Below are 12,329 nucleotides of genomic sequence, written 5' to 3'. Positions count from 1 at the left end.
TGGTGTGCGGCAGGCCCGAAAAAACGCGCCTAGCCGTCCGGCTGCGCGGCAGGTGCAGCCGGCGGTCTCTGCCTGCGGAACAGGATGCGCTGGTACAGCCAGCCGATCGCCACCAGCACCAGCCCGAGACACATGAACGACAGCGCGCGGTAAACGCCCGTCAGCGTCGACATGTCGATCAGGAACGCCTTCAGGATCGTCAGCGCGATCACTACCGCTGAGGCGAGGCGGGCGCGCTGCGAGTTGACCAATATGCCGATGCCGAGCAGCGCCACGCCGAACGCCAGCCACGCAATCGAGTAGGTGTACTGCTCGACGCCGGTGGTGGGGCCGCGCGTCAGCACCGGACCGTGATAGAGCCTGCGGATTTCGAATGTCACATAGGTCAGCGCCAGCACCAGCGCCGCCGCTGCGATGGTGTTGGCATAGCTGGCCGGACGCCGGCCCGCCACCGCGTAGGACAATAGCAGCGCCAGCACCGCGGGCAGGGCATAGCCGAGCAGCAGCAGGTTGAAGAACACGCCGCCGACATCGGTCGGCCGGAAGATCGGCGACTCCAGCACCATCAGGCCGATCACGCTGGCTGTGCCGGCGAACAGCGTCAGCACGATCGCAGCGATGTCGTGGACAACGCTACCGGTGCGGATCAGCAATCGTTCCAGCCCGATCGCCATCGCCAGTGCCGCGCACACCTGCAGCGCCACTTCGGTAAGGCCTGCGGAATCGCGGTACACGTCGCCGCCGTTGACGGCATGGCGGATTTCCAGGAACACCAGCAACACCGTGAACAGGATCGCCGCCGATTCCACCGTGCGCAGCGGTGCATCGTCGCCATGACGGCGCAGGAAGATGCTTCCGGCCCAGAACGACAGCGCCGGAATGCCATAGCCCCACAACAGCCAGTTGAAGATCGGCGTGGTGCCGACCATGTCGCCGACGATGCGCGGCTCATAGCCGATCCGCAGCACCACGATGCCGGCGACAATGGCGGCGAGCGTGCGCAGGAACGGTATCGGCCGCTGCAGCGAGATCCATGCGGTGCCGAGCGACATCAGCGACAGCGCGATGGTCAGCCAGCCCTTTTCAAGCGCAAAGGTCAGCGCCAGCGCCATCGCGGCGAGTGCGCCGGTGGCGAACAGCGCGATCGAGACCTGCAATCCGGGCCGGTCCTCGCGCCTGGCAAGGAGTTCGGTCGCGGCGCCGAATGCGGCCGCCAGCAGCACGGCCAGAATGGCAAACGGGATCGAGCGATCGAGATGCGCGATGCGGGCATAGAGCGCGATCAAGAGCGCCAGCGGTGTGAACACGGCCGCGGCCGACCAAACCACCGGGATGATGGCGCTGGCCGAGCGGCCCTGCGCCAGAAATCCGGCGATACCGAATCCAGCGGCGAAGATCGCCGCGGCGACGAGGTGCATCATGACGGCGCTGTCGGTGGCGGCAGGGCCGATGCCCGGCAGCACCAGCATGTCCGGATTGCCGCGGATCGCCCATTCGGCAAACACCACGAACACCAGCACGGCGGCTGCGCCGACCGCGCCGGTAGCCGCTTCCGCGCGCCAAGCCACGAACAGCGTGCCGGCCACCAATAGCGTGAACACAATGACGGCCGTATCGGCATGCGCGCTGCTCAGCACGATCAAGGTGGCGCCCAAGAGATAGACCGCCAGCGAACCGGACGAGAACGGTTCGACCTCGCCCTGCTCAGCGGGCGGACCGAACATGAATCCGCACACCACCAGCAATGCTGCGAGGATGAATCCCGCCAACACATGGAACGCGTGCGGCCCGACCATCGACGGCCCGCATTGCAGGCAGGGGAAGGTCCAGAGCAGCGCGAACACGAGGGTGGTGACCGCAAGCCAGCGCCACAGCCTGATTCGCGCCAGCCCGAACGCCGCCGCGGTGACGATGGCCAGATAGATATAGAGCGCCCAGAAATCCGGCTTGTCGGAAGAGACCAGAACAGGCGTGGCGAAGGCGGCGGCGATGCCGAGGCCGGCCAGCGCCGGCCCATGCAGCAGCGCTGCGGCGAGCGTGCCCAGCGCCACCAGGCCGAGCAGAACGAAGGCGGTGGCGGGCACCAGAAATTCGTACAGCGCATAGGCGGCGTACACCGTGGCGAATGCCACCGCGGTCCCGGCGGCGGTGAGGATGGCCGGGATATTGGTGATCGGCAGCGCCTCGATCGCCGAAATGCTCTCCTTGCGCCGGGTCCATTCGCCCGCTGCCAGCAGCGCCAGCGCGAACAGGCCGCCCAGCATGGTGCGCACGCCGGGGCCGAGCAGCCCGGCCTCGATCGAATAGCGCACCATGAAGAAGCCGCCGAGCGCCAGCGTCAGGCCGCCGACCCAAACCACCCAGCGGGTGCCGATGCGCTCCTCGAAACCGGGTTCGGCTGGCGGAAGCGGTGGCGGCGCGGACGCGGGGATTTCCAAATCGGGCTGCTGCGCCGCTGCGGGCTGGATCGGCGGCGCCTCTGCTTCGGTTGTTTCAATCCGGGTCTGGTCCGCCGCCGATGGTGCGAGCGGCGTTTCATGGACGGGCAATGGCGGCGGTGCAGCTCTTGTTGCGGCTGCCGGCGATGCCGACGTTTCCAACAAATCCAGCCGCGCGCGCAGCACCGCGATCTGATCGAAGGCCTTGCGGGCGACGATGAGCCCGACGATGGCAACTACCAGCGAAAAAAAGTCGAACGGCAAATCGAACATCCAGCCTCCAGGCGATCGGCCCGGCGTCGGGGCTTACCGCATCAAAAATCTTCAGCGTCTTCCGCGTACGCGCAGCCCCGGTGCCGGCCGCTCCTGCAGCACCTCGCGACGGAATCGAAACAGCGCGGCGGGCCGCCCACCGGTCTGTGTCGACATCACGCCGGTCGGTTCAACCAGCGCTCCGGCTTCCACCAGCCGGCGGAAATTCTGCTTGTGCAGATGCCGCCCCGAGATCGCTTCCACGGTCCGCTGCAATTCAGTAAGTGTGAATTCGGGTGGCAAAAGTTCAAACACCACCGGGCGATATTTCAGCTTGGCGCGCAGCCGGGCGATCGCGGTGGCGAGAATTCGGCGGTGGTCGAAGCGCATGGCAACGCCGAGCATGGGAAGCGACTCTCGCGCCAGCGCCGCCGGGCGGCCGTCGCGCCGCGCCTCCTCGACCAGTCCGGCTTCGTAGAGCAGCTCGTAACGGTCGAGCACGCGCTCCTCGTCCCACTGCGCGCCCTCGGCGCCGAAATACAGTTTGACGCGATCCTTGCGGCTGAGCGCCCGGGCACTGTCCGGTTGCTCGGACTGGGCCGCCCAGTTGGTGAGTGCGGGAAAGATCGCGGCCTCGATGATGCCGGGCCGTGCTTCCCGCCAGTCTTCCCACGGGAAAAAGCGGTACCAGGGCTCGAAGGTAGCACCAGGCACGCGCGAGGCGTTGTCGGCGGCGCGGGTCAGCGCGAGGTAACCGATCGAGGCGACATGGGCATCGGTGTCGCCGGCCTGGGTATGCCGGCCGCGATCGCCGAACGTATAGAGTTGCTCGACGTATCCCAGCCGCAACCCGGCCTGTTCTTCCACCCAGGCGCGCAGCCCGATCTCGAAGGTGCGGTGCGACACCGCGTCGAACGGGCCGAACGGCAGCCCGGCGAGCTTGTCGCCATCGCCGGCGGACGCGGTGAGGATCAGGGGCTCGTTGCCTTCGATGGCGACGATGGCGGCGGTCAGCCCGATTTCGATCGGCGTCAGCAGCTTCTCGCTCATCTGGCGCCGTTTGCGAACATCATTCGAGATCGACGCGGAACGGCCGGCCTTCGACCAGCATGCTGCCCGGGCCCATTTCGTCGAGCGCGCGCAGCATCCGGCCCTCGCGCCCCAACGCCCGGTCCGCCAGGCTGACGATCAGCCGGTTCGGCGACGCGATCGGGGAGGCGGCGCGGATTTGCCGCGCGATCGAAATCTCGTCGCGATGCGGATTGAGCATGCAGGCGGCGGCGAAGGCGCTCGCGGTCGAGCGGCTGATACCGGCGTAGCAGTGAACCACCAGCGGCGCGTTACGATCCCAGCCGCGCACGAAATTCAGCACCTGCTCGATATGCATATCCGACGGCGCCAGAAAACCGTCCATGTGCTCGGTGATGTCATCCATCTGGACTCTCAGATGATTGGCCTCGAGCACCGACTCCGGCCGCTGCACCTGGGCGACATTGGCCATCACGGTCAGGACATGGCTGGCGCCGGTGGCCTTGACGGTGTCGGCGAGTGCGGCGAGCGAACAAACGTGAATCATGGCGGTCCTTTGTGTCGTGCCGATTATAGTACGACCTGCGTAGGGTGGGCAAAGGCGCTCTTCGCGCCGTGCCCACCACCGAAGGCTGGAGCTTGATCGATGGTGGGCACGGCGCAAGGGCGCCTTTGCCCACCCTACGGCGCGTTCAACGCCGCGAATCGCGCCAGAAACTGCTTCTCGGCCTTGGCCGCGGTCCACGGCGTCAAATAGTCCTGCTGCGTCGCCGGCGGCAGGCCGGGATCCCGGCCGAACAGGCGGCGGGCTTCGGCTTCCGCGAAGCCGGCAAGCTTCGTCGCCTCGAGATAGGCCGCGCCGCGGTCGGCGGCCTTGATCGCCTGGGTGATGTGGTCCGCCAGCACCGGCGGCAGTCCGAAGCGGATATGGATCGCCGCCAGCAGCCGCTTTTCGACCACCTTGTAGTCGCCGCCGAGCACCGCCTTGAACGGTGAGATCATATCGCCGATGACGTACTCCGGCGCGTCGTGCAGCATCGCCGCGAGCCGGAAGCTGAGGTCGATCCGCGGTTTTTGCTGGCGCAGCACGGCTTCGACCAGCAACGTGTGCTGCGCCACCGAGAAGATGTGCGCGCCGCTGGTCTGCCCGTTCCAGCGCGCAACCCGCGCCAGGCCATGGGCGATATCGGCGATCTCGACATCCAGCGGCGAGGGATCGAGCAGATCGAGCCGGCGTCCCGACAACATTCGCTGCCAGACCCGGGTGGAGGTGACCGCGGACGGTTTCTTCCGCGTCATTTGGCTTTGAGACGCGGGCTGCGCTGTTTTCCGGCGCAGGCCTGATGGCAGAAGCAGGTGACCAGATGGTCGTTGACCATGCCGGTGGCCTGCATGAAGGCGTAGACGATGGTCGGGCCGACGAACTTGAAGTCGCGCGCCTGCAACTCCTTCGACATCTTGATCGACAGCGGCGTCGATGCCGGCACGCTGGCGGTGGTCTTGAAATTGTTGACCTTCGGCTTGCCGTCGACGAAGTCCCACAGGAATTTCGAGAAGCCGGCGCCTTCTTCCATGATCTTCAGATAGCCCTTGGCGCTGTTGATCGCGCCTTCGATCTTGGAACGGTTGCGGACGATGCCGGCATCGTTCATCAGGGCGTGGACTTTTTTCTCGCCGTAGCGCGCGATCTTCTCGGGCTGGAAATCGTCGAAGGCCTTTCGGAAATTGTCGCGCTTGCGCAGGATCGTGATCCACGACAGCCCTGCCTGAAAACCATCAAGGATGAGTTTTTCATAAAGCGCCCGGTCGTCATATTCCGGTACGCCCCATTCGGTGTCGTGATAGGCCATGTAGAACGGATCGTCGCCGGGCCACGGGCACCGCGTCAGGCCGTCGGCATGCAGGCGCGCCGACTTCGTCATGCCACAGTCTGCTTCGGGGCGGGACGGATATCGTCGGGATCGGCGAGGCGGAGGCCGAGGCCGCCGGACGTCAGCGGCAATCCCGCATCCAGCGCATCGGCGGCGCGATCAATCCTGATCAGCGCCAGACCGTTTTGGGCCGATGTCGAACCCATGGTGCCGATCGATTTGTCGCCGGCGAGAATCGTGGTGCCCGGTTCCGGCGAAAAATCTTCGAGAATGACGCGCACGGTCCGGGTGCGCGCGGTGCCGCGATGCTGCATCCGCGACACGACTTCCTGTCCGACGTAGCAGCCCTTGTCGAAATCGACGCCGTGCAGGCGGTCCATGTTGGTTTCGTGCGGAAATGCGTCGCCATACATGAAGTCGAGGCCGCCGCGCGGCACGCCGGCGGCGATGCGATGCGCGTCATAGGCTGAGCTGTCGACCATTTCCGCGCCGATCAGGTCGGCGAGCTTTGGCGCAAGCTCTTCGGGCACCAGGATTCGCCAGCCCAGTGCGGCCTGGCGCGGATCGGCAAAGGCCAGATCGGGTTTTACCGCGGGCTCGCCATCCCACGCCGCCAGCACGCCGAGGCTGTCCGACAGGTTCTCGACCGCGACCTTGGCGCGCAGCTTGTAGAAACCGAGCTTGGCGGCGAGGCCCTGCGCCAGCGCACGCGGGCAGTCGATCAGGAAGCCGCCGCCATGGCCGGCAGGCGCCTCGGTGATGAGGAAATCAACCGTGATCTTGCCCTGCGGGGTCAGCAATGCCCCGAACCGGCCGAGCCCGGGGCGCAGCAGCGTCGCGTCGGTGGTGACGAGGCCGTTGAGAAAGTTGCGGGCGTCCTCGCCGCTGACCTTGACCACGCCCCGGTCGGGAAGAAACGCTGCTTTCATAAGGGGTTCTCTGGCAAAGTTCTTGGGAAAAGGCGACTGCCGGATATCACACGGCAACGTAAGCCGCTAAGGTATCACGAACAAGGCCCGCGACATCAAGTTCCGTAGAGCGGGCACCGAGGTTTCATGAGTCAGCGATTTGATACCATTCTAAAATCCGGCACCGTGGTCAATCAGGACGGCGAGGGCGTGCGCGATATCGGCCTCGTGGGCGGCCGCATCGCCGAGATCGGCTCGCTCGGCCAGGCACTGGCCGGTGAGGTGATCGACTGCAAGGGCCTGCACATCCTGCCCGGCGTGATCGACACCCAGGTGCACTTTCGCGAGCCGGGTCTCACCCACAAGGAAGATCTCGAAACCGGTTCGCGCAGCGCTGTCATGGGCGGCGTCACCGCGGTGTTCGAAATGCCGAATACCGATCCGCTGACCGTGACCGCGCAGACCTTTGCCGGAAAGGTGAAGGCCGGCCGCCACCGCATGCATTGCGATTTCGCGTTCTTCATCGGCGGCACCCGCGACAATGTGGACGATTTGCCTGAGCTGGAACGCGCGCCCGGATGCGCCGGCGTAAAGGTGTTCATCGGCTCCTCCACCGGCGCGCTGCTGGTGGAGGATGACGAAAGCCTGCGGCGGATTTTCAAGGTGATCCAGCGCCGGGCCGCCTTTCATGCCGAGGACGAGTATCGCCTCAACGATCGCAAGGGCCTGCGCATCGAGGGCGATCCGCGATCGCATCCGGTGTGGCGTGACGAAATCGCGGCGCTGATGGCGACGCAGCGCCTGGTCAGGATCGCCCGTGAAACCGGCAAGCGGATTCACGTGCTGCACATCTCCACCAAGGAGGAGATCGAGTTTCTGCGCGACCACAAGGACGTCGCCACCTGCGAAGCGACGCCGCATCACCTCACCTTGGCGGCGCCCGAATGCTACGAGCGGCTCGGCACCCGCGCGCAGATGAATCCGCCGGTGCGTTCGGCCGATCACCGCCAGGGCATCTGGCGCGGCATCGAGCAGGGCATCATCGACGTGCTCGGCTCCGATCACGCCCCGCACACGCTGGAGGAAAAGGCCAAAACCTATCCGGCCTCGCCGTCGGGCATGACCGGGGTGCAGACGCTGGTGCCCTTGATGCTCGATCACGTCAACGCCGGACGGTTGTCGCTTGCCCGCTTCGTCGATCTCACCAGCGCCGGCCCGGCGCGGCTGTTCAACATCGCCTGCAAGGGCCGCATCGCCGCCGGTTACGATGCGGATTTTACCATTGTCGATCTGAAGCGCAGCGAGACCATCACCGACGAGTGGACAGCTTCGCGCGCCGGCTGGACGCCGTATCACGGCGTGCGCGTCACCGGCTGGCCGGTCGGCACGTTGGTGCGGGCGCGTCGCGTGATGTGGCAGGGCGAACTGGTCGGGCCGTCGAGCGGCGAGCCGGTGCGGTTTCTGGAGACGCTGAAGGCGTGAGGTGACGCAGCCAGACGGAGCCAGCGCCGTCGCGCCAATTTCATTTGTCGTCACCCGGCTTGACCGGGTGATCCAGTACGCCGCGGCTTCTCGATGGATCTTTGACGTCTCTGGAATACTGGGCGGATTCGCCCGGTCGGGGCCGGGCGATGACAGCGGTGGTTGTGGTCGTACTGCGCTACAGACGCGAGCGGGCTTTACTGCTTCGCCATCCGAATCGAAAACTCGCCGTTGCGAACACGGGTCGGCAGTCCCTCGACGAACTTCGCCACCGCGTCTTCGCCGTAAGTGCCGACCAGTTCGGCGAACGCCGCGAACAGGCTGGCCTGCGCCAGGCAGTCGCCATCGACGCCGTCGTGCCGCGCTTCCGCCCAGGCCTCGTTGAGATAGCCGAGCGCCGCCTGTTTCTGTTCGTGATCGGGCAGCGGGTCGCGGGCTGACGTGAAGGACACTGGATGGCTCATGGCACTCTGGCAGCATTGCGCGCGATCCAGGGCGGAACGCGTCTGACGCGCGAGGTGTAGCATGAGGCCGCGGACTGCCTAGACCAGTTCTTTAAGAAAGGTTAACGGCGGTTTCCATTTGGTGTTGCACCGGGAACCGGTTCGAATTTCGCCGGCGTTGGGCACGAATTTGGCGTGCTAGTTGGCGTAACGCGCGGTCAGGTCTCGCGAGATTTTCGAGCCTTCCTCGATATAGCGGCGGATCGCGATCGAGGCAGCCGGCGTGCAGGTCCGGTAGGTCTGCTGGAAGCCGTTATAGCCGCGATTGAAGCCTGCGATCATGCGGGCGCGGCGTTCGCCGGAGGGGGTTTCGGCATCGACCAGCGCCTGCATTTCGTTGCGCCATTTGAGGCCTTCATTGGTGCCGCAAATACCCCTGAGATAGTGCAGGGTGCCGAGGATCTCGGCCAGCCGCTGCAACTCGCCGTCGAATGGCGCGGCCGCATCCTGGGCCCGCGCAGGGCCGGCAATGCACGCCGAGACCAGGATGAGAGCGGCCAGCAAATGCTTGGAAAAGTGCTTGGACATGAAGGGTTCCGGGACCGCATTGATATGCCTTTTCAATGCGCTGGAAGCAAGGCGTCGGGCCCCCGCAGACTAGGCCTGGAGCAGGCGCCGGGCCGCCTCGATGATCTCAGGCAGCCCGTCGGTGACCTTCAGATCGCCCAGGGCCTCCGGCGCCAGCCACCTGAAATCGTCGTGCTCATCGTTCAGCACGGGCTCACCGGAGCTCCAGCGCGCCGCGAATGACATGATCAGATAATGGCCGCCGCCGCCTGCGCCCGGCACCACTTCGCGCCATCCGGCGAGGCCGGCGATCTCGATTCGCAAGCTTGTTTCCTCGTCGACCTCGCGATGCAGGGCGGTGTGCAGCGTCTCGCCGAACTCGACCCGGCCGCCGGGCAGCGAATAAAAGCCGCTGGCCGGCGATTTGGCCCGTCGCACCAGCAAGACCCTGCCGTCACGAAAGATCGCCGCCGAAACGGCCAGTTGGGGATGCGACGGCTGGGCCGGGGAAGTCACGGGCTCAGTGGGTCATGATGTAGTCGACGTCGGCCTCGCGGTCGCCATTGATGATGCCGGCAGTTTGCATCACCAGCGGCTTGACCCAGCCGGTAGCCTGTTCCGCCAGCGTGGCGCGGGTCTTGTCCTGCTTGGCCTGGCGCATCGCATCGCTCACCGCTGACAGGATCGAGGTCATGGCGCTGGTGACATTGTCGAACTCGCTGCGGATCTTCGGATCGGCGGATTCATAGGCCGAGATGGCGAGGTCGCGGGCCTTGAAGTTCGAGGCGGTGAAGTGTTCGGCATAGGACAGCGGATGCCATTCGAGAAAATCCTCGGCGCATTCCGGCATGTCCGGAACCATCTCCAGCAGCATGATGGCTTCGTTGAAGTGATTCAGATAATCGGTGGCGAGCCCGGTACGGGGGTTGATGTTGGCGGCCCGCAACAGCGCAGCCCGCGCGGCGGCATCACCGCCGCCAGCCGTGCCTGGTGCCGAGAGATCTGATAATGCGGATGTGGCAGCCGTCGTGGTCATCCGGCGCAGTCTTAACGTTTGGGGTTAAAAGGACCTGAACGGAACCCTATTTTAGGCCACAGAATGTGCGGACGCTTCGTCATAACATCGCCCCCGGCGGCCTTGCGGCAGATTTTCGGCTACCTTGAGCAGCCCAATTTCCCGCCAAGACATAATATTGCGCCGACGCAGCCTATACCTGTCGTCATTGTGGAAAACGGTGTCCGGCATTTCCGGCTGATGCGCTGGGGGCTGTTGCCGGCCTGGGTCAAGGACCCCGGGAAATTCAGCCTGCTGATCAATGCGCGCGCGGAAACCGTGGCGGAAAAACCGGCCTTCAAGAACGCGATCCGGCGGCGGCGCTGCCTCGTTCCAGCCGACGGCTATTATGAATGGCAGGGCTCGGCCAAGCCCAAGCGACCCTGGTTCATCCATCGCCGCGACGGCCAGCCGATCGGCCTGGCGGGGCTGGCGGAAACCTGGGTCGGTCCGAACGGCGAAGAACTCGACACCGTGGCGATCGTCACCGCGGCGGCCAGCGCCGATCTCAGCGTGTTGCACCATCGTGTCCCCGTGACCATCCATGCGAGCGATTTCGAGCGCTGGCTCGACTGCAGCGATGACAGCGCCGAGGCCGTGATGGCGCTGCTGGCCGCGCCCGCCGCGGGCGAGTTCGCCTGGCACGAGGTGTCGACGCGGGTCAACCGCGTCGCCAATGACGACGCGCAACTGATCCTGCCGATCACAGACGAGGAGCGGGCGGCGGCGGAGCCGAAGCCGGCGAAGAAGGCCCCGCGCAAGGTCGCGGCGGAAGCGCCCGTGTATGTGGGGCTGGGGTTTTTGTTTTGAGGTGAATTCGTAGGGTGGGCAAAGGCGCGCTTGCGCCGTGCCCACCACTTTCTTTCCATCGCTAATAAACTGGTGGGCACGGCGCGAAGATCGCGCCTTTGCCCACCCTACGAATTACTCAGGCAACGCCGAGCAACGCCTTCACCTTCATCACCGCGCTATCCGGCGTCGTCAGCACCGGCCGGCCTGTCGCGGTTGCGACCAGCTCCGCCGCCGGCGCCATGCTGTACTGCGCCAGCGCGATCAGGTTGCAGTCGCGCAGATCGCGCGAGGCTTCCACGACCAGGCGATCATGCTCGGCGCGGTCGCCGCGATCCAGCGCCGCCAGCGCGCCTTCCACCAGCTTGGGCACGAGTTCGACTGAGCCAGGAAATTCCGGCGGCATCGACACCAGCGTCGGCGCGAAGGTCGAGAGCAGGCCGATCCGGCCGCCTTTTGCCACGGCCTGTTCGATCATCGCGGCATTGGGTTTGAGCACCGGCATCGGCGCTTGCGCGCGCGCGACCGCCTCGATGCAGGGGCCGAACGCCGAGCAGGTGAACAGGATGGCGTCGGCGCCGGTCGAGGCCGCATAGCGTCCGAGCGACAGGAAGCGCTCCGTCATCGCATCGGTAAGGCGGCCGTCGCGCGCCAGATCCGCCGACATGCTGTCGTCGACCAGATTCATCAGACTGGCGTCCGGCCACAGCCGCGCGAACGAGGCCTCGATCGGCACAATCGAATGCTTCAGGGCGTGGATCAGGGCGATGCGCATCGTGTTCAATCCTTACGTCCTATCGTTCGTCATGCCCGGGCTTGTCCCGGGCATCCACGTCTTTCTTCTTTAACAGCCAAGACGTGGATGGCCGGGTCAAGCCCGGCCATGACGCCTGTTAGATTGGATGTCATACCTCAACGAAAAAGATTCAGCGCCGCATATTGCAGCAGCATGATGGTCTTGGCATCGGCAATGCGGCCGTCGGCGATCATGGCCAGCGCTTGGTCGATCGGCAGCTCCAGCACCTCGATGTCCTCGCCTTCGTCGGCGATGCCGCCGCCGCTGCCGACCTTCATGCGCGGTTCGTATTCCGCGACGAAGAAGTGCAGTTTCTCGGTGACCGAGCCCGGGCTCATGAAGGCTTCGAACACCTTCTGCACCTTGCCGAGCCGATAGCCGGTTTCTTCCTCGGCCTCGGCGAGAATCCGCACTTCCGGGGTTTCGTCGTCGAGCAGGCCGGCTGCGGCCTCGATCATGAGATCGTCATGGCCGTTGACATAGGCCGGATAGCGAAACTGCCGCACCAGCACCACCGTACGCTGCGCCAGATTGTAGGGCAGCAGCGTCGCGCCATTGCCGCGGTCGTAGGTCTCGCGATGCTGCGTCTGCCACTCGCCATTGCCGCGCCGCCATTCGAAGGTGGTGGTCTTCAGCGTGTAGTAGTTGTCCGAGAGGACGCGGACGTCCTTGACGCGGATGCGGTCCGAAATGGTCATGC

At 65.4% G+C, this 12,329-nt stretch carries 14 protein-coding genes; 2 read left to right on the top strand and 12 right to left on the bottom strand.

The features are described from left to right. Window positions 1-29: 29 nt before the first annotated feature. The 6 genes from Q7T45_RS21825 to Q7T45_RS21800 form a co-directional block, all read right to left on the bottom strand. Window positions 30-2,711: a DUF2339 domain-containing protein gene (locus Q7T45_RS21825; protein WP_304873489.1), complete on the bottom strand. Its 2,682-nt coding sequence runs from the start codon at window positions 2,709-2,711 to the stop codon at window positions 30-32. Window positions 2,712-2,762: 51 nt separating this feature from the next. Further along, a complete protein-coding gene (locus tag Q7T45_RS21820; RefSeq protein WP_304873487.1) occupies window positions 2,763-3,740 on the bottom strand; it encodes an NAD regulator in 978 nt (325 codons plus the stop codon). 19 nt (window positions 3,741-3,759) lie between these two features. Beyond that, complete coding sequence (locus Q7T45_RS21815) at window positions 3,760-4,266, bottom strand: tyrosine phosphatase family protein (RefSeq protein WP_304873486.1); 507 nt, start codon at window positions 4,264-4,266, stop codon at window positions 3,760-3,762. Between the two features lie 134 nt (window positions 4,267-4,400). Beyond that, the gene (locus tag Q7T45_RS21810) at window positions 4,401-5,018 is read right to left on the bottom strand and encodes an HD family hydrolase (RefSeq protein ID WP_304873485.1); all 618 of its coding nucleotides are present in this window, start codon (window positions 5,016-5,018) and stop codon (window positions 4,401-4,403) included. Then, entirely contained in the window at window positions 5,015-5,641 is a 627-nt protein-coding gene (locus tag Q7T45_RS21805) for a DNA-3-methyladenine glycosylase I (RefSeq protein ID WP_304873484.1), read from the bottom strand. The genes Q7T45_RS21810 and Q7T45_RS21805 overlap by 4 nt, the downstream gene beginning before the upstream one ends. Continuing rightward, complete coding sequence (locus Q7T45_RS21800) at window positions 5,638-6,519, bottom strand: folate-binding protein YgfZ (protein ID WP_304873482.1); 882 nt, start codon at window positions 6,517-6,519, stop codon at window positions 5,638-5,640. Before Q7T45_RS21800 ends, Q7T45_RS21805 begins: the two co-directional genes overlap by 4 nt. 126 nt (window positions 6,520-6,645) lie before the next feature. Here Q7T45_RS21800 and Q7T45_RS21795 point away from each other — a divergent pair, with 126 nt between their 5' ends. Continuing rightward, window positions 6,646-7,980, top strand: a complete 1,335-nt coding sequence (locus tag Q7T45_RS21795; RefSeq protein ID WP_304873480.1) for a dihydroorotase — start codon at window positions 6,646-6,648, stop codon at window positions 7,978-7,980. Between the two features lie 197 nt (window positions 7,981-8,177). Here Q7T45_RS21795 and Q7T45_RS21790 read toward each other — a convergent pair whose 3' ends face one another. From Q7T45_RS21790 to Q7T45_RS21775, 4 genes are all read right to left on the bottom strand, one after another. Further along, entirely contained in the window at window positions 8,178-8,444 is a 267-nt protein-coding gene (locus tag Q7T45_RS21790) for a hypothetical protein (RefSeq protein ID WP_304873478.1), read from the bottom strand. Window positions 8,445-8,621: 177 nt separating this feature from the next. Beyond that, entirely contained in the window at window positions 8,622-9,011 is a 390-nt protein-coding gene (locus Q7T45_RS21785; RefSeq protein WP_304873475.1) for a TIGR02301 family protein, read from the bottom strand. 69 nt (window positions 9,012-9,080) lie between these two features. Then, the gene (locus tag Q7T45_RS21780) at window positions 9,081-9,506 is read right to left on the bottom strand and encodes an NUDIX hydrolase (RefSeq protein WP_304873473.1); all 426 of its coding nucleotides are present in this window, start codon (window positions 9,504-9,506) and stop codon (window positions 9,081-9,083) included. A 4-nt stretch (window positions 9,507-9,510) separates the two neighbouring features. After that, window positions 9,511-10,026, bottom strand: coding sequence for a hypothetical protein (locus Q7T45_RS21775; RefSeq protein WP_304873470.1), 516 nt, complete (start codon window positions 10,024-10,026; stop codon window positions 9,511-9,513). Between the two features lie 63 nt (window positions 10,027-10,089). Between Q7T45_RS21775 and Q7T45_RS21770 the strand changes: the two genes are divergently transcribed. Then, the gene (locus Q7T45_RS21770; protein WP_304873468.1) at window positions 10,090-10,854 is read left to right on the top strand and encodes an SOS response-associated peptidase; all 765 of its coding nucleotides are present in this window, start codon (window positions 10,090-10,092) and stop codon (window positions 10,852-10,854) included. A 118-nt stretch (window positions 10,855-10,972) separates the two neighbouring features. Here the strand turns inward: Q7T45_RS21770 and Q7T45_RS21765 are convergent, their stop codons facing one another. Next, the gene (locus Q7T45_RS21765; protein WP_304873467.1) at window positions 10,973-11,608 is read right to left on the bottom strand and encodes an aspartate/glutamate racemase family protein; all 636 of its coding nucleotides are present in this window, start codon (window positions 11,606-11,608) and stop codon (window positions 10,973-10,975) included. 137 nt (window positions 11,609-11,745) lie between these two features. Further along, window positions 11,746-12,327: an NUDIX domain-containing protein gene (locus Q7T45_RS21760; protein ID WP_304873465.1), complete on the bottom strand. Its 582-nt coding sequence runs from the start codon at window positions 12,325-12,327 to the stop codon at window positions 11,746-11,748. Between the last annotated feature and the right edge of the window lie 2 nt (window positions 12,328-12,329).

Source organism: Bradyrhizobium sp. (assembly GCF_030646015.1).
Taxonomy (GTDB): Bacteria; Pseudomonadota; Alphaproteobacteria; order Rhizobiales; family Xanthobacteraceae; genus Bradyrhizobium.
The sequence above is the reverse complement of the archived record's forward strand: the minus strand, read 5'-3'. Positions and strand labels throughout refer to the sequence as shown.

What these genes read in the sequence shown, in the direction of transcription:
- Q7T45_RS21825 (WP_304873489.1), bottom strand. Translation starts at nt 2,711, where the DNA reads ATGTTCGATTTGCCGTTCGACTTTTTTTCGCTGGTAGTTGCCATCGTC.
- Q7T45_RS21820 (WP_304873487.1), bottom strand. Translation starts at nt 3,740, where the DNA reads ATGAGCGAGAAGCTGCTGACGCCGATCGAAATCGGGCTGACCGCCGCC.
- Q7T45_RS21815 (WP_304873486.1), bottom strand. Translation starts at nt 4,266, where the DNA reads ATGATTCACGTTTGTTCGCTCGCCGCACTCGCCGACACCGTCAAGGCC.
- Q7T45_RS21810 (WP_304873485.1), bottom strand. Translation starts at nt 5,018, where the DNA reads ATGACGCGGAAGAAACCGTCCGCGGTCACCTCCACCCGGGTCTGGCAG.
- Q7T45_RS21805 (WP_304873484.1), bottom strand. Translation starts at nt 5,641, where the DNA reads ATGACGAAGTCGGCGCGCCTGCATGCCGACGGCCTGACGCGGTGCCCG.
- Q7T45_RS21800 (WP_304873482.1), bottom strand. Translation starts at nt 6,519, where the DNA reads ATGAAAGCAGCGTTTCTTCCCGACCGGGGCGTGGTCAAGGTCAGCGGC.
- Q7T45_RS21795 (WP_304873480.1), top strand. Translation starts at nt 6,646, where the DNA reads ATGAGTCAGCGATTTGATACCATTCTAAAATCCGGCACCGTGGTCAAT.
- Q7T45_RS21790 (WP_304873478.1), bottom strand. Translation starts at nt 8,444, where the DNA reads ATGAGCCATCCAGTGTCCTTCACGTCAGCCCGCGACCCGCTGCCCGAT.
- Q7T45_RS21785 (WP_304873475.1), bottom strand. Translation starts at nt 9,011, where the DNA reads ATGTCCAAGCACTTTTCCAAGCATTTGCTGGCCGCTCTCATCCTGGTC.
- Q7T45_RS21775 (WP_304873470.1), bottom strand. Translation starts at nt 10,026, where the DNA reads ATGACCACGACGGCTGCCACATCCGCATTATCAGATCTCTCGGCACCA.
- Q7T45_RS21770 (WP_304873468.1), top strand. Translation starts at nt 10,090, where the DNA reads ATGTGCGGACGCTTCGTCATAACATCGCCCCCGGCGGCCTTGCGGCAG.
- Q7T45_RS21765 (WP_304873467.1), bottom strand. Translation starts at nt 11,608, where the DNA reads ATGCGCATCGCCCTGATCCACGCCCTGAAGCATTCGATTGTGCCGATC.
- Q7T45_RS21760 (WP_304873465.1), bottom strand. Translation starts at nt 12,327, where the DNA reads ATGACCATTTCGGACCGCATCCGCGTCAAGGACGTCCGCGTCCTCTCG.